15 protein-coding genes and 1 pseudogene are annotated in these 17,198 nt (G+C 39.1%); 14 read left to right on the top strand and 2 right to left on the bottom strand.

Features of this window, described 5'->3' with window-relative positions:
• The 11 genes from tuaD (at window position 1) to NYE50_RS19095 (ending at window position 11,983) form a co-directional block, all read left to right on the top strand.
• Window positions 1–1,341 carry a UDP-glucose 6-dehydrogenase TuaD gene (gene tuaD / locus NYE50_RS19145; protein WP_159354656.1) on the top strand — a complete coding sequence of 447 codons (1,341 nt, stop codon included), beginning with the start codon at window positions 1–3 and terminating at the stop codon, window positions 1,339–1,341.
• A 67-nt stretch (window positions 1,342–1,408) separates the two neighbouring features.
• A complete protein-coding gene (tuaE, locus tag NYE50_RS19140) occupies window positions 1,409–2,896 on the top strand; it encodes a teichuronic acid biosynthesis protein TuaE (RefSeq protein WP_159354655.1) in 1,488 nt (495 codons plus the stop codon).
• Window positions 2,893–3,573, top strand: a complete 681-nt coding sequence (tuaF, locus tag NYE50_RS19135; RefSeq protein ID WP_156735502.1) for a teichuronic acid biosynthesis protein TuaF — start codon at window positions 2,893–2,895, stop codon at window positions 3,571–3,573. The genes tuaE and tuaF overlap by 4 nt, the downstream gene beginning before the upstream one ends.
• Before the next feature lie 23 nt (window positions 3,574–3,596).
• Window positions 3,597–4,355 (top strand): teichuronic acid biosynthesis protein TuaG, encoded by a 759-nt coding sequence (gene tuaG, locus NYE50_RS19130; protein ID WP_003151380.1) that lies wholly within the window; start codon window positions 3,597–3,599, stop codon window positions 4,353–4,355.
• A gap of 19 nt (window positions 4,356–4,374) precedes the next feature.
• A complete protein-coding gene (gene tuaH, locus NYE50_RS19125; protein ID WP_172869604.1) occupies window positions 4,375–5,571 on the top strand; it encodes a teichuronic acid biosynthesis protein TuaH in 1,197 nt (398 codons plus the stop codon).
• Between the two features lie 132 nt (window positions 5,572–5,703).
• Window positions 5,704–6,780 (top strand): glycosyltransferase family 4 protein, encoded by a 1,077-nt coding sequence (locus tag NYE50_RS19120; RefSeq protein WP_159354652.1) that lies wholly within the window; start codon window positions 5,704–5,706, stop codon window positions 6,778–6,780.
• Window positions 6,781–6,984: 204 nt separating this feature from the next.
• Window positions 6,985–7,764 carry a WbqC family protein gene (locus tag NYE50_RS19115; protein WP_159354651.1) on the top strand — a complete coding sequence of 260 codons (780 nt, stop codon included), beginning with the start codon at window positions 6,985–6,987 and terminating at the stop codon, window positions 7,762–7,764.
• Window positions 7,742–8,257 (top strand): hypothetical protein, encoded by a 516-nt coding sequence (locus NYE50_RS19110; RefSeq protein ID WP_159354650.1) that lies wholly within the window; start codon window positions 7,742–7,744, stop codon window positions 8,255–8,257. The genes NYE50_RS19115 and NYE50_RS19110 overlap by 23 nt, the downstream gene beginning before the upstream one ends.
• Window positions 8,258–8,283: 26 nt before the next feature.
• A complete protein-coding gene (locus NYE50_RS19105; RefSeq protein ID WP_159354649.1) occupies window positions 8,284–8,955 on the top strand; it encodes a PIG-L deacetylase family protein in 672 nt (223 codons plus the stop codon).
• Window positions 8,956–8,970: 15 nt separating this feature from the next.
• On the top strand, window positions 8,971–10,164 hold the full coding sequence (locus NYE50_RS19100; protein ID WP_159354648.1) for a tetratricopeptide repeat-containing glycosyltransferase: 1,194 nt from the start codon (window positions 8,971–8,973) through the stop codon (window positions 10,162–10,164).
• A 19-nt stretch (window positions 10,165–10,183) separates the two neighbouring features.
• Window positions 10,184–11,983, top strand: coding sequence for an ABC transporter ATP-binding protein (locus NYE50_RS19095; RefSeq protein ID WP_159354647.1), 1,800 nt, complete (start codon window positions 10,184–10,186; stop codon window positions 11,981–11,983).
• Between the two features lie 339 nt (window positions 11,984–12,322).
• On the opposite strand, the pseudogene NYE50_RS19090 reads toward NYE50_RS19095, so the two are convergent.
• Together NYE50_RS19090 and NYE50_RS19085 are read right to left on the bottom strand one after the other, a co-directional pair.
• Window positions 12,323–13,354: pseudogene (locus tag NYE50_RS19090) on the bottom strand (LCP family protein); the annotation flags it as partial.
• A gap of 4 nt (window positions 13,355–13,358) precedes the next feature.
• Window positions 13,359–14,006: a YigZ family protein gene (locus NYE50_RS19085; protein ID WP_007614107.1), complete on the bottom strand. Its 648-nt coding sequence runs from the start codon at window positions 14,004–14,006 to the stop codon at window positions 13,359–13,361.
• Window positions 14,007–14,228: 222 nt separating this feature from the next.
• Here NYE50_RS19085 and degS point away from each other — a divergent pair, with 222 nt between their 5' ends.
• From degS to NYE50_RS19070, 3 genes are all read left to right on the top strand, one after another.
• A complete protein-coding gene (gene degS / locus NYE50_RS19080; protein WP_007407484.1) occupies window positions 14,229–15,392 on the top strand; it encodes a two-component sensor histidine kinase DegS in 1,164 nt (387 codons plus the stop codon).
• Window positions 15,393–15,468: 76 nt separating this feature from the next.
• On the top strand, window positions 15,469–16,158 hold the full coding sequence (gene degU, locus NYE50_RS19075) for a two-component system response regulator DegU (RefSeq protein ID WP_003219701.1): 690 nt from the start codon (window positions 15,469–15,471) through the stop codon (window positions 16,156–16,158).
• Between the two features lie 97 nt (window positions 16,159–16,255).
• Window positions 16,256–17,104, top strand: a complete 849-nt coding sequence (locus tag NYE50_RS19070; protein WP_003151387.1) for a DegV family protein — start codon at window positions 16,256–16,258, stop codon at window positions 17,102–17,104.
• The last annotated feature ends 94 nt before the right edge of the window (window positions 17,105–17,198 follow it).

Here is a 17,198-nt window from a genome sequence, read left to right as displayed (position 1 = left end):
GTGAAAAAAATCGCTGTATTAGGAACAGGGTATGTAGGTCTTGTATCTGGAACTTGTTTTGCGGAAATCGGCCATCATGTGACTTGCTGTGACATCAATGAAGCGAAAATCAGAAGCTTGCAAAACGGAGTCATCCCGATATATGAACCGGGGCTTGAGGAATTAGCCGAAAAAAATGTCAGTGCCGGGCGGTTATCCTTTACGGCCGATATTGAGCCGGCTGTGAAAGCCGCTGATATCATCTATATCGCCGTCGGTACGCCGATGTCAAAGACGGGTGAAGCCGATCTGACCTACATTAAGGCAGCGGCGCAAACAATCGGAGAACAGCTGAACGGATACAAAATCATTGTCACCAAAAGCACTGTTCCGGTCGGGACGGGAAAGCTCGTTTACCAAATCGTCAGCGAAGCGTCAAAGGGAAAATATCCGTTTGATGTCGCGTCAAATCCTGAATTCCTCCGCGAAGGTTCGGCGGTGCGGGATACGATGCAGATGGAGCGGGCGGTTATCGGCGCCACAAGCGAACATGCCGCTTCGGTCATTGAAGAGCTTCATAAGCCGTTCCGTACGAAGATCGTAAAGACCAATCTTGAAAGCGCGGAAATGATTAAGTATGCCGCAAATGCTTTTTTAGCCGCCAAAATATCTTTTATTAACGATATCGCCAATATTTGCGAACGTGTCGGGGCGGACATTTCCCACGTGTCAGAAGGCGTCGGTCTTGACAGCCGGATCGGGAATAAATTTCTGCAGGCGGGCATCGGATTCGGCGGATCCTGCTTTCCGAAGGATACAACGGCTTTATTGCATATCGCAAACACCGCCGGCTATCCGTTTCAAATGATGGAAGCCGTCATTGAAACCAATCAGAAGCAGCGGGTCCGTATTACGGAAAAATTGAACCGCGCCATCGGGCCCTTAAATGGGAAAACCGTGGCCGTACTGGGGCTGGCCTTTAAACCGCACACAAATGACGTCCGCTCCGCCCCGGCTCTTGATATCATCACAAGTCTTACAGAGCAGGGCGCTCACGTGAAAGCGTATGATCCGATCGCGATTCCCGAAGCGTCAGCGATATTAGGAGACGGCGGCATTGAGTATCACACAGAGCTGTACAGTGCCATCAAAAACGCGGACGCATGCCTGATTACAACAGATTGGCCGGAAGTCAAGGAGATGGATCTTCAGAGAGTGAAGCAGCTGCTCAAACAGCCGGTCATCATTGATGGCAGAAATATATTTCCGCTGGAGTATATGAGGGTTTCAGGATTCACTTATCATTCCGTCGGACGTCCGGCGGTTCATGCCGATCGGCAAATAAAAGAACTGGCAAGATAGAAAAAGATTTGTCTTCAGGCTCTCGGCAGCCCGGCTCGGCTGCCGGTTTTGGAAAGGGGTTTGCCATGTGAGTATCAATCGTTCAGCGGCACATGTTCTTGTGCTGCTTGCCGCTCTCATTACAGGAGGATTCATCATGCTGGAGGCGGTCAGGGCGGATGCCGGCTTCGGAAAAATCACCGTGCTGCTGCTTGCCGCCATGATCGGCATTGCCGGACTTGCTTTGCTATCCGCCTTTACAACAAACGGTCAGATGTTTATGGGGCTCATTTATGTACTGATCGCGTGTACATTTTTAAACCAGGCCTTCTTTGCGGTCCATCTCGGATTTTTCAGCTTATTTATATACCGGCTGTTATTAATCGGAGCGGGCGCCCTTCACATCGCCGGCATCCTGACAAACCGTCATCATATTGACAGATGGAATCGGGTGAATGTAAAAGGGGTTCTGATGTTTTTCGCCTTATGGTTTACATACGGTCTCCTATCGTTATTGTGGGCAAAATCCGTGACGTACGGGATTAAATATTTAGCTTTAATGGGAATGGGCATGTTTTTGATTTATCTTATTGTCATGTTCATTCAGCGCTTTGATCAGCTGATGGTTTTTTACGGCATATGGCTTGTGATGACCATTTTTGTGATGGCGATCGGCTTTTACAACCATTTTACACACCACCATCTGCCGAGCTCCACGCTTTATAACGGCCCGCAGTACAAACAGCATTATCCGACGTCCGTTTTCTTTAATCAAAATGATTTCGCGACGTTTTTGTGCATCAGTTTCTTTCTGTATGCGGCGGCGGTGAAAAATATGAAAAACGGCTATGTGAAGGCCGTCAGCCTGCTCTTTGCGATCTGCGCTTTGTATTTAATCATTTTGACCGGTTCGCGCGCGAGTCTGCTGGGCATATGCGCGGGGGCGGCTGTATACGTCTTCATCCTGCTGCCTTCCCTGTTGAAAAAACTCGCGCTGTACGCAGCGGGAGCGGGTGCGGCGCTGTTTGCGGTTTTATTTGCGGGCCGTATCACCAATGCCGTCTTGAATCTGTTTTCAGCTCCGCAGGCGATGCCGGGACAGCAACCGCTTCCTTCCAACCTCGCGAGGGCGAATCTTTTAAAAAACGCCTTTCACTATGTGATTGATTCCTGGGGGTTCGGAGTGGGTGCCGGAAACGTCTCTTACTATTTAAAAGCAGAGCCCGTTTATGATACGGGCGGCGTAGTTGAGGTGCACAACTGGCTCGTCGAGATTATGGCGAACTTCGGCGTGCTTACGATGCTCGGTTACCTGACAGTCTATTTGTTCCTTTTTTGGACACTTTATAAATGTCATGAAAGAAAATCGGAAAATCAGTCAAGACTGATCACAGAAGGACTTATCACGGCGATGGCCGGTTTTTTGGTAAGCAGCATCAGCCCAAGCTCCGTATCAAATTTATTTTTCCACTGGGTATTTCTCTCGCTCGTGATCGCGGCGGTCAATATATTGAGGCGTTTACAAAAGGAGCCTGCCGTCACGGCGTACTATGAAAAACAGGGAGATGCGAGATGAAGGATATGTTGACAAGAATAACCCGGCGTATCAAAAAGAATATCATTTGGATCATTGCGCTGCCCGTTGTGTTAGGGGCGGCGGGATATGTATTGCCGTCAAAAATCAGCGGAAACAGCAGTTTTACATCAGAAGCCGCGATCGCGGCGGGAAATTATGATCATCCGCTTTATAACAATACAAAAGAAATCCCGCTCCTTTTGACGAGCGATGCCTTTTTAAAGCAGGCTCTGCCTGATAAAACAGACGCAGAAAGAGCGGCCGTGAAAAGTAAACTGACTGTCGAAACACAATCAGATTCATTGATCACGGTCAGCTACAGCGGCCAAAACAAACAGGAGACCGAATCGGTGTTTCAAGCCGTCATAACAACTTTTCTGAAGAATGATCAGGACCTGTTTGAAAAACGGGCAAAAGTAGTGCGGCAGAGTATTGCTGCGCTTGAAGGAGAAACCGTCAGCGCGGACGCCAAAGTGGATAAGGAACGATTTTTATACGAATTGAAAAATACGCAGCTGAACCTGAAAGCGGCCGGCGTCATCAATTCAGAGCCGATGAATGAAACGGCGGGACAAGGCATGCCGCCGAAAAAGAAAGCGGTTCTGGGCGTTTTAATCGGCATTGCAGTTGCCTTTATGTTCATTGTCATTCCGGAGTTTTTTAGAGAGTCCTTGTAAAAATCTGCGATGGAGATGTGACCATGACAAACTGGAAACCTTTCGTATCTGTCATTACACCGTCTTATAACGCAAGTGAATATATCGAAGACACGATTCAATCCGTTTTACACCAAAGCCATCCCCATTGGGAAATGATCATTGCGGATGATTGTTCAACGGACGGAACGAGAGATATTTTACGGCAATATGAACAAAAGGATGAGCGGATCCGCGTCGTTTATTTAGATAAAAACGGGGGAGCCGCGGCTGCCAGAAATACAGCCCTTAAACATGCCAAGGGCCGTTATGTCGCATTTCTGGACAGCGATGACAGATGGAAAAAGGAAAAGCTTCAAAAACAGCTTGCGTTTATGGCAGAGCGGTCCTGCGCTTTTTCATTTACGGGCTACAGCGTCATGGAGCAGGACGGAACGCCGACGGACAAAACGATTCAAGCCCCTGAAAGCCTGTCATATGATGAAGCTTTAAAAAACACGATTATCGGGTGTTTAACGGTCATGATTGACAGAGAGCAGACGGGGCAGATTCAAATGCCTGATATCAGAACGCGGCAGGATTTAGCGACATGGCTTTCCCTGCTGAAAAGGGGATTTACGGCTTACGGCCTGAATGAGTGCCTTTCAGAATACAGGCTTGTGCAGAATTCGATTTCAAGCAACAAGTGGAAAGCCGCAAAAAAAACGTGGTTTGTTTATAGAGAAATTGAGCGCCTGCATTTTATCAAGGCTTCGTGGTGTTTTATGCAATATGCAAAAAACGCGGTCTTGAAAAGACTGTAGGCGTCAGAGGAGCTGGGTGATGAAGGTGGAACCGATTATTCACGTAATCGTCGGAGCGGCGGAATGGGGGCATGACCGGCTGAGATACAGACGGCACCGGCTGGCTGAATTTCTCGCCCGGCAAAAAGAAACGAAAAGCGTCATTTGGGTATGCCCGTCTCCGCGAGCCAATGATGGTCAGATGGCCGGGATCGCCGAGGGAATCCGGCAGTTCACTGTAAAGGATCTCATGCAGCAAAAAGCTTTCCGCTTCGGCAGGTATACAGACATGTGTTACAGGCATAAGCTTTCACCATTGGTGAACATGCTGAAGGAAGAAGGAGAAGGGGCCCGCTGCTGCTTATGGTACACCTTCCCCGGTTTTCCGCTGCTGGCAGATCTGTTTCCTTGGGATGAAGTGATTTACGATTGCAGTGATCTGTGGGCCGCTCCGATCAGCGGCCGGTCCGGGGTGCTGTCAAATGTTAGAAGAAACATCATTAGACAGGCGGAAATGAGAATCATTCAGCGTGCCGATTCCATAACATGTACATCTGACTGTCTGCACCGGGAGGTCGGAAAAAAGCTGGAGAATCCGCACCAAAAAGTGTTCACCATTGAAAACGGAGTGGAATATGACCTGTTTTCACGGGAAAATAAACAGCCGGATGAAGACATTTTACGGGGACGGAACGGAACGGTTCTCGGTTTTATCGGCGGAATCAAACCGAAGCTCGATTTTGCGCTTATGGCGGAAACGGCAGATGTGAGGCCTGACTGGACGATTTTATTGGTAGGCCCGAACACGGCTCAGGACGATCCGGATTTCGAGTCGCTTTTGGAGCGTCCGAATGTCATCTGGACGGGACCTGCCGCCCCGAATGAAGTGCCGTCCTATATGCAGCTTGTCGACATCGGCATCATGCCGTATAAAAATTCCCCTTATAATGATGCGGTATTTCCGCTTAAGCTTTTTGAATTTTTAGCCGCCGGGAAACCGGTTGTCGGCTGCAACCTTTCTTCTACGTCAAAAATCAAAAGGCCTTTCGTCTATGAATACGTTGAAGGGAGTGACCCCGCAGATTTCATCGCGGCCTGCGACGCGCTTCTGGCAGCGGACCGCAGCGGATCATATGAGGCTTTGCGCCGTGAATTGGCCCGGAGACGGGATTGGAATGTTTTATTCGGCCGAATGCTCGAATGCACGGGTATATTGAAAAATGCGCAATCCCATTAAAAGGGAAAGCGCATTTTTTGATTTGCGTGTTTCTTTTTGATGATGCTTGTTATAATAACTAGTAAGAATTATAATGGAAGGAACGGTTCAATATCAGAAAAGACTTCATATAATTCCAAAGGAGACTTCTTTATGCTTGACGAACGCATGTTTCGCATAGTTGTTGCGTTTTTTGTATCGGTACTAACAGTATTAATAATTACACCTCTCATAAAAAAACTTGCAATTAAGGTAGGAGCTGTAGATAAGCCTAATCATCGGAAAATTCATTCTAAAACAATGCCACGTATGGGTGGATTGGCTATTTTTATAGGAGTAATTGTAGGTGTTGTTTGTTCAGGTATATATCATGAAACAAAAATGACAGCAATTATTGTAGGTGCTTTTGTAATTATCTTTTTAGGAATCATCGATGACCGATATCAGTTGAGTGCTAAAGTTAAATTTATAATCCAATTAGCAGTTGGAATTATGATTGTAAGTACGGGACTTAAAATGGAATTTTTCTCAGTTCCTTTTCTAAGTGAACGCATAGAGCTTGGATGGCTTTCTTATCCACTAACAGTTCTTTGGATTGTTGGAATTACAAATGCTATGAATTTTATTGATGGCTTAGATGGCTTAGCAGCAGGATTATCAGTTATAGGATTATCTACCATTGCTTTTATGGCATTTACAGGTGGTAAAGTGCTTATTTTGTCACTATCGCTAGTTGTTATCGGGAGTACTCTTGGTTTTCTAGTATATAACTTTCACCCAGCTAAAATTTTTATGGGCGATACTGGATCTTTATTTTTAGGCTATGTTATCTCAATTCTTTCATTGTTAGGCTTATATAAAAGCGTCACTTTATTTAGCATCGTAATTCCAATAATTATATTAGGGGTTCCGATTTTTGACACAACATTTGCGGTAATTAGGCGTATTATAAATAATCAACCATTTTATACTCCAGACAAATCACATATTCATCATAGGCTTATTGCCTATGGTCTGTCTCACAGAATGTCAGTTGTAATCATTTACTTGATTGGTTGTATTTTTAGTTTCAGTGCTATTTTGTTAAAAAGTGCCACCGTTTGGTTATCACTGTTTATCATTTTCATTTTAATATTATTCATTCAAATTATAGTTGAAATTACAGGACTAGTTAGTGAACAATTCAAACCATTTATAAAGTTCTATAAAAGGATGATAAAAAGAAACTAATCCAATACTGCATAATATGAGTGGGAATTAAATTATAAACGAAGCCAGTTACTAAGATGTTAGGTAACTGGCTTTTTGTTCTTAATTTTTATAACAATAAATGTACATTTTTTGGGATTGGTTGATAAAAATAAATCAAAAATTGACAAAAAAAGTAATATGGAGTTAATATAATTGTTATTAATAATTAGGAGGGGCGTAAATATGGATAGTAACACTTATTATTTAAATGGGCTAAACAAAGAAAAAATTAAAAGAATTGTAGTACATCAACCTAATCTTTTTCCTAACATTAAAGTACTTCAAAAAATTTGTTCAGGTGATTTATGGGTAATTTTGGATGATGTTCAATTTGTAAGAAGAGAATGGCAAAACAGATGCAAAGTTAGACATTTAAAAGATTCGGAAAAAGAATTCTGGATAACGGCAAATATTTCAAAAGCATCTCAAAAGGAAAAAATCAATAAAATAAAATTTAAAGATTATAATGAATTTAAGAAAGTTACTATCCAACAGATGAAGCATTTATACGGGAAATCCAGGAACTGGTGTTTCATAGAAGAATTAATCAATAAAGCTTTTAAAAATGAGTATCAGTTATTATCTGATTTTTGCGTCAACAGTATAATAACTTTTTTGAATATGTTGAATATAAGAAAAACCATTTCTTATTCTTCGAATTTTAATATAAATTATACAAAAACCAAGAGATTAGTTGAATTATGTAAAATATTTAATGCTACTTCATATATATCTGGACTCGCAGGAAAAAGTTACATGGATACGGGGCTATTTTCCAAAGAAAATATTTTAGTAGAGTGGCATGAATGGCAACAACCTTGTTTTGAAAGTGAGGATGATCAACTAGATTGGCGAAATTTTTCTTTTATAGATTTCGTTGCAAGGTACAATATATCAGAAGTTCAATCATATTTATTAAATTCTAAGAGGGATCGAATTAATGAAACTAATAAGATTAAATAACTATGAAAGATTAGAAGGGTTAAACGGCGAAGTTATTAAATCATTATATGAATTTGATAGAGATTTACATTACTCTTATAATAACACTGAATTTTCTTTAGAAGGTTGGTGGAATGAACTAATTAATAGGTTGAGAAATAATACTATTTATATAATATTGCTTAATAAGAAAAATATTATGGGGTATACAGCATTCCTAGAAGATGAAAAATATAAAAATTTTTATGTTAAGAACTTTACTGTAAATTCCAGGGATAGGAAAAATGTTGCTGCTTTTAGAATTCTTCTTAGAGAAGTATTAAAAGCTTTTATTCAATCTAAATATGAAGTTATAAGATTTTCAACACACAAATCAAATAAACTAATGAACTCTATGTGTTTAAAAAACGGATTTATAAAAACTATTTCAGGATTAAATGGCGATTATAATATATACAGTATGCAAAAAGATAAATTAAGAGACATTCAAATATACAAAAGATTGGTAAGATAATTATTGTTAAAGAAAGGATTGATACTATGCATAATATCTTGGCAATAGGTGCACATCCTGATGATATTGAATTAGGTTGTGCAGGAAGTTTGCTTAAGTTTAAAGAAATTGGTTGTAATGTCATATATGCAATTATGACAAATGGTGAAAATTGGAATATGAAGAAAGAAGATATAAGAATAATTGAACAACAAAATGCTTGTAATGAATTGGGAGTAGATAAGATATACTGGATGAAATTAAAAGATGGCAGTTTAAAAGTAGATACTAAAATAATTGATGAAATAGAAAAGATAATATTGGAAAATGATATAGACATAGTTTTTTCAAACTACAAAAATGATACTCACCAAGATCACATGGAACTGTTTAAAATTGTTGAATCTGCCACAAGATTTTGCCCTAATGTATTTTACTATGAAGGGCTTTCTTCAAAAGGATTTGAACCTAATATTTTCTTTGATATATCTATTTATATAGAACGAAAAAAAAATATAATTAATAAGTTTGAATCTCAAGTAACAAAGTATAATAATAGGAACTTTAATTTAATTGAACTAATAGAATGTAAAAATAGAATAAATGGTATAAAGCTGGGCCAAAAATATGCTGAAGGTTTTAAAGTAGGAAAAGCTAACTTTGATAAGTTGTTCTTACGTAGTGACATTACGGATTACAAAACTAAAACTTTTGTGTAAAGGGTGGTTTAAACTGTGAAAATATCTGCTTGTATTTTAGCTAAAAATGAAGAATTACATATTGAAGAATGTATTTTGAGTATAAGAGAATTTGTTGATGAGATTATAGTGATAGATAATGGATCATGTGACTCTACAAATAAAATAGCGGCTGATTTAGGGTGTAAAGTGATAACTGTAGAAGAAGGTATAGAAAGTGAATTAAGGAATGAGTATTTAAAAATTGCAAACGGCGATTGGATTCTCACATTAGATGCAGATGAAAGGGTAACTAAAGATTTTGGATGTCTTATTAATAAAGAAATCAGAAAATGTAACAATAATATATGGGGATTTAGGGTGCCTATGTACAATTATTATGGAGATGGTAAATGGTCTTCTATAATAACTTGTAGGGTATTTAAAAATACAGAAAAAATTTACTATGCTGAGGGAGATATTCATCCAACAATTGCAGATACTATTTATGCAAATGGTAAAAACTTAGGTTTCATTCCATCACCAATACATCACTTAGATGCCTTGATTAAAGATAGAACACCTGCAAAAAGAGAAAATTACATCAATAAAATAAAAAAGACAGTACAACACAACATAGAAAAAAATAATGCATACAGACTTATTAACTATTTGGGGGTAGAATATACAGCCCTTAATAGATATAAAGAAGCTGAAGAATGTTTTATTACTTCCGCTCAAAAAGACATGCAAAATTCTTACTTATCGTATCTTTACTTAGCACAATTATATATTTTAGAGAAGAAACTGCCTGAAGCCAGAATAATAATCAGTAAAATACTTGATATTGATTATAAAGAGGTTTTAAAAAAGTTGAATTTTAACATTACGGAAAGTTTATTAGAAGACATAAAAATAATGGTAGATGATATAACTCAAAGAGCTTTAGTAATGCTTGCTGAAATAGAAGTTCAAAATAATAACTTTGAATTAGCAGAAAAATATTGCTTAGATGCTTTAAATATTTGGCCGTTTGCATCTCATTTATATTTAAATGCTGCTTCTTTAACAAAAGATAGAGAAATAGCAAAAAAATATATTGAAAAAGCAGTAATTAATAACCCATTCTTAAAAAATAAAGTAATTTATACTAAAGGATATACACCTAATATATATAGGCAACAGACATCTTTATTGTCCAGTACTTTTGAAATAATAAATGAATTAAAGGACCAGTATGGGATAAACTAGAACCAAAGGGAGTGCAACTGTGAAGTATAAAAGTATCACTAAAGAAATTATTGAAGAATTTGAATTAAAAAAAGATAAAAAACTAAAACTATTTTTAGGTTTATTTAAAACTGTGAAAAGTGACATTTTAAAATCTTTAGTGTTCTTTATATTGAAAAGTCTTCCTGTATGGGTTATTCCGCTGATTGCTTCAAACATTATTAACATTGCATCAAATCCGACAAAAAATAGTATAACTGATATTGGGATAAACGTATTCATAGGTGTGCTTATAATTACCCAAAATCTCATTTCCCAATCTTTACAAATAAGATATTTGAGTAATTCAGTAAGGATGGTAGAGTACAGCCTAAGGAAGACAATTTCCGAGAAAATATTTAGCTTTTCTCCTGTATTTATAAAGAGTTTGGAAAGTGGTAAAATACATTCAAAGTTGACTAGAGATATCGAAGCTTTTCAAAACCTTTCAATGCAATTTTACACAGTAGTTTTTCCTGCTGTTATGAATATCATTATTGGTATAGGACTGACGACTATAAGTAATGTATATGTCGCTATTTTTTTCGTAATTACAATCCCAGTGGCTTCTTTATTAATTGTACTAACGAGGAAAAAGATACTTACAAACAATGAAGATTTTCATAAAGAAAATGAGCGGCTATCATCTAAAATTTTCGAGATGTTAAACATGTTTTATACGACTAAAGCTCATGGTTTGGATCATTTAGAATTAGAAGAGCATAGTAAAATCAATCATAAAGTGAAATCTAAAGGTTTTCTAATAGATGTAAATTCATCTAAATTTGCGTCTTTAGGCTGGATTTCCTTCCAATTAATTCAAATTCTGTGTATTTCTTTTACCGGTTTTTTAGCTTTCAGAGGTATTATTTCTGTGGGGGAAATTGCTTTATATCAAGTTTACTTTTCAACGATCACTAATCAAATAATAAATATAGTGAATTTTTATCCTATCTTTGTTAAAGGTATGAAGTCAATTGATTCTATTGGAGAAGTTTTATTAGCTGAAAGTAATGAAAACACTGATAAAAATTTAAGTTGTATAAATTTACAGGGGAATTTCACATTTGAGAACGTAAGTTATTCTTATCCTAATAGTTCCTATAAAGCAGTTAAAGATTTAAATATAAGTGTTGAGAAGGGTGAACATATATATATTGTTGGAGAATCCGGCTCAGGAAAAAGCACAATTCTAAATTTAATTATGGGTTTTTGCTTACCTGATAAGGGAGTATTAAAAGTAGATAATCATAATATGCGGGAGGTTGATTTGTACAATTATAGAAATAAATTAGCTGTGGTTTCACAAAATACAACATTAATTTCAGGATCAATCAGGAAAAATATCACATATGGTTCTGGCCAAATCGATAATAATACTCTTCAAAATGTAATAAAGAAAGTTGCCCTGGATAATTTTATTAATGATTTACCTAAGGGGCTAGATACTATTATAAATGAGAATGGAAACAATTTATCAGGAGGTCAAAGACAAAAGATAGCTATTGCGAGGGCTTTCATTAAAAATCCGGAAGTTATTATTTTAGATGAACCTACTTCTGCTTTAGACAATAATTCAGAACAAGAAATTCAAATTGCTTTATCTGAACTGATTTTACAAAAAACAGCATTTATAGTTACGCATAGATTAAGTATGATTAAAGGTAATGACACTGTATTAGTAATGAAAAACGGGAAGTGTGTTGAAATGGGGATCAGTAGAGATTTAATAAAAAAAGGGGGAGACTTCTATAAATTGAACAAGATGAAGACTCTTAAAAAGAGAAAGCACAAAAACTAAATATGTGAACTACCTCATTAAACTCTGTAAATAACAATTATATAAAGTGGAATACTATACTTTATAAGAAAGTTTTAAGTATAACTTGTAAATTTACTCATTGATTGAAATAGTGAATAGGTTCAAGTAGAAAAGATTTATTTTTTGAATTGTATAAATATTGAATAATTTGGTGAAAATAAGCTATGACAAAAAACTGAATGCATTTTTTAAGCAATTAACACAAAAGTCTCCTTAGTACTTTTTAAAAAAAATACTCCTCATTCAATATCAGAAATTAGACATGTACTGGTTAAATGAGGAGTATAGTACTTCTTTTACTTAGTTACTGAAAGAATCGGACGCCGTGCTGCTTCCGGACGGGTAATCCAGGTGTTTCTGCAATTCCTGCCGTACTTTTTCGAGATTGGTCGGATCGGGCTGGAAATAATATGTTCCGCCCGTAGACGCGGTTCCGCCGCCGCCTAAATATAAATCTGATCCTGTTATGGTCAGTGTATCAATCTTCTTGCTGGTAAAGCCGCTGTAAATCTGCTGAAGAGCGAGTCCTTCAGTGATTCGGATATTCGTTTGGACGTTGTTGCTCGCTGTTTCAGCGATTTTATCGATTTTAGCAATATTTCCAGCTCTGGACATTTGGTCGATCAGTGCATTTAGGATTTGCTTTTGGCGGTCATTCCGGCCGAAGTCTCCGCGCTTATCCTGTTTTCTCATCCGCGCATAAGCCAAAGCCTGCTCACCGTTCAAATGCATGTTTCCTTTCTTGAAATAGATCCGTTTCTTTTTACTGACGTCACTCATCTCGTCGAAGTCAAAAGGCACTTTTACATCGACCCCGCCTACCTCATCAATAACATCCTTAAAGCCATTGAAGTCGACAGTGACATATTTATCAATCGGTATGTCTAATAAATCTTCTACGGTTGACACGGTTTCATCCGCTCCGCCCTTAGCAAAAGCCGCATTGATTTTTGATTTTTTACCGGTTGTGTCGCCGGCAAGCGTCACCCGCGTATCACGCGGAATACTCAGCATTTTCATTGTTTTATTTCTCGGATCAAGGGTAACGACAATAAGGGAATCTGATCGTCCGCCTTTTCCGCTGGTGGCATAATTTTCGATCCCCATAAACAAAATGGAGAACGGTTTTTTCTTCATATTGATGACTTTATCCCGCAATTTTGATTTGTCTCCGCGGGAAAGGGCATCATATGCATTATCTGCCGCATTGATCGTTTTGTATACTTTGTATCCGCCAAACCCGGCAGCGACTAACAAAACGAGGGTAAGCAGCAGCAAAATCCGTTTGAATATGATCTTTCGTTTGCTTTTCTTTTTCTTTCGAACACGCACTCTTACACGTTCAGCCATTACATTAGTCTCCTTTAGGGCTGACGTCTGTTTCTAAATACGTCAGTTCTCCCTCTGTATTCTTACTCTTGCCGTTCGTCAGTTCTGTCATCCATTTGATAAACTCGTCTTTGTCTTTTTCTTCAACGTACGTTTCAAATTCGACATGATCCGCATAATGGATATCTTTCAGTAAAAAAACTGATTCTCTCAGTTCGTTCTCTATCTTGCCGAGCCACGTATAATCCGCTGATGTATGCATAATCCGCATCAGCTTCCGCTCCGTAACTCCTATATGATTTAAGCCTTCAGACACTGACTTCCCATATGCACGAATCAATCCGCCTGCACCGAGCTTTATTCCGCCGAAATACCGGGTAACCACCGCGCAGGTATCTTTCAGACCGCGTTTTTTCAGCACTTCCAGCATGGGGACGCCGGCTGTGCCGCTTGGTTCTCCGTCATCATTCGCCTTTTGTATATGGTCGGTTTCGCCGATCAGATAAGCTGAGCAGTTATGAGTCGCATTCCAGTGCTGTTTTTTTATCTTTTGTATAAATTCCTGCGCTTCCTCTTCAGAAGCAGCACGGCTCAGGTGACAGATAAAACGCGATTTTTCAATCACAATCTCATGTTCACCCGTTTCTTTAACTGTTAAATAGCTGTGCAGCATGATTGCTGGACCCTCCTGACAAGCATTAAAAGACTTGTTTCTACAAATTCGAACAGACTTTAGAATTTTTGCGCATATTTTGGTATCATGAAAGAGTAAGATACTATATAAAAATGTTTTTTTCTAGAATATACGCATTCTTTCATTATAATTCGACATAAATTGCAGTTCAATTACATTTATAATAAAAATACATAACAACACCGTTACGGAGGGAGACAGATGAATAAATCGAAGATGGACTCCAAAGTTTTGGATTCTATACTTATGAAAATGCTGAAAACCGTGGACGGGAGTAAGGACGAGGTTTTTCAAATCGGAGAGCAGTCGCGCCAGCAATATGAGCAGCTGGTTGAAGAACTCAAACAGATCAAACAGCAGGTCTACGAAGTCATTGAGCTGGGCGACAAACTTGAAGTTCATACGCGGCACGCACGAAACCGCTTGTCTGAAGTAAGCAGAAATTTCCATAAGTTCAGCGAAGAAGAAATTCGCAACGCCTATGAAAAGGCGCACAAACTTCAAGTGGAACTGACGATGATCCAACAGCGTGAAAAGCAGCTGCGGGAGCGAAGAGATGATTTAGAACGCCGGCTTTTAGGGCTTCAGGAAATCATTGAACGGTCAGAATCATTGGTCAGCCAAATAACCGTCGTTCTGAATTACCTGAATCAAGACCTTCGCCAAGTAGGGCTTCTTCTTGCCGATGCGCAGGCTAAACAAGATTTCGGTTTAAGAATCATTGAAGCCCAAGAGGAAGAAAGAAAAAGAGTTTCCAGAGAAATTCATGACGGTCCCGCGCAAATGCTGGCAAATGTCATGATGAGATCAGAATTAATTGAACGGATCTTCCGCGACCGCGGCACGGAGGACGGATTTCAGGAAATCAGAAATCTACGGCAGAATGTGCGGAATGCCCTTTACGAAGTCAGAAGGATTATATATGATTTAAGACCGATGGCATTGGACGATCTCGGGCTGATTCCGACACTGAGAAAATATCTTTATACAACTGAAGAATACAACGGAAAGGTGAAAATACATTTTCAGTGCATAGGAGACACGGAGAACCAAAGGCTTGCCCCGCAATTTGAAGTGGCGCTTTTCCGCCTCGCTCAGGAAGCCGTCACAAATGCACTCAAGCATTCAGAATCAGAGGAAATTACAGTAAAAGTGGAAGTAACCGCTGATTTTGTCGTTCTCATCATTAAGGATAATGGAAAAGGCTTTGATATTAAGGATGCTAAACAAAAGAAAAACAAGTCATTCGGCTTGCTGGGAATGAAAGAAAGAGTAGATCTGCTTGAAGGAACGATAACGATAGACTCTAAAATAGGTCTTGGGACATTTATCATGATTAAGGTTCCGTTATCTCTCGGCCTATAATTTGTTAAATAGAGCCAAAAGACATATTGACCGAACAACGGCGTATATAGAACAATAGGATAAGGAGGCGTAGCGTGTGACTAAAGTAAATATTGTTATTATCGACGACCATCAACTATTCCGTGAGGGTGTAAAAAGAATATTGGATTTTGAACCTACCTTTGAAGTGGTAGCAGAAGGTGACGATGGAGATGAGGCGGCTCGAATCGTCGAGCATTATCATCCCGATGTTGTCATAATGGACATCAATATGCCGAATGTAAATGGAGTAGAGGCTACTAAACAGCTTGTTGAGCTGTACCCTGAATCTAAGGTGATTATCCTTTCCATCCATGATGATGAAAACTATGTGACTCATGCTTTAAAAACAGGTGCAAGAGGCTATCTCCTGAAAGAGATGGACGCAGATACTTTAATCGAAGCAGTGAAAGTGGTAGCCGAGGGAGGTTCTTACCTTCACCCGAAAGTAACCCACAATCTTGTCAACGAATTCCGCCGTCTTGCGACAAGCGGAGTTTCTGCTCATCCTCAGCATGAGGTTTACCCGGAAATCCGGAGACCATTACATATATTAACGAGACGGGAATGTGAAGTGCTGCAAATGCTTGCAGACGGAAAAAGCAACCGCGGAATCGGTGAATCATTGTTTATCAGTGAGAAAACAGTGAAAAATCACGTGAGTAATATTTTGCAGAAAATGAACGTTAATGACCGGACACAAGCCGTTGTCGTAGCCATTAAAAACGGCTGGGTAGAGATGCGTTAGCCATGTGTGAGAAGACTTGCCTGTTAAGGCAAGTCTTTTTTTACAGCTGCATATCTATTAAAATACTTATTAAGTACTTAATAAGGCAGGTAAAGTGATGAAGATTGCAGTTGTAACAGACAGTACAGCATATATTCCGAAAGAGATGAGAGAAGAACATCATATTCATATGATTCCTCTCCAAGTGGTTTTCGGTGAAAAAACATTCCGCGAAGAAACAGAACTCGACTGGAGAAGTTTTTATAAAGAAGTAAAAAATCATGATGAGCTGCCGACTACGTCCCAGCCTTCTTTCGGTGAATTAATCGCATTGTACGAAGAACTGGGCAAAACATATGACGCAGTCATAAGCATACATTTGTCCAGCGGAATCAGCGGAACTTATAACAGCGCCGCCTCGGCAAACACTATGGTTGATCATATTAAAGTTTATCCCTTTGATTCAGAGATCAGCTGTTTGGCACAAGGTTTTTATGCATTAAAGGCAGCACAGCTCATTAAAGACGGTGTTGACTCACCGGAAGAGATTATAAAAGAGCTGGAAGAAATGAAAAAAACAGTCCGTGCGTATTTTATGGTGGACGATTTATCACACCTCCAGCGGGGCGGGCGTCTAAGCAGTGCTCAGGCTTTTATCGGCGGTCTGTTAAAGGTAAAGCCTATTCTTCATTTTGACAATAAGGTAATTGTTCCTTTTGAGAAGATTCGGACACGCAAAAAAGCGATTTCGAGAATTTTTGAGCTGTTTGGGGAGGATGCAAGTAAAGGAATCCCGATGCGGGCAGCTGTCATCCATGCAAACAGGGAAGAAGAAGCGGCGGATATTATACAGGAGTTAAGCGGTAAATATCCTCATGTCGAATTCTATAACAGCTATTTCGGTGCCGTGATCGGAACCCATTTGGGGGAAGGCGCCATCGGAATCGGCTGGTGCTTTAAAAACTAAGTGAAAATCTCCGTTTTCAAGGGCGGAGATTTTTTTATTATTAAGTTTTCGTGATTCGACAAAAAAATTCCCGGCAGGCATACTTTGAGCAGAA

It is taken from the genome of Bacillus sp. EU55 (assembly GCF_038005925.1).
In the GTDB taxonomy this organism is placed as follows: Bacteria; Bacillota; Bacilli; order Bacillales; family Bacillaceae; genus Bacillus; species Bacillus velezensis.
This window is presented reverse-complemented; position numbering and strand designations above follow the sequence as displayed.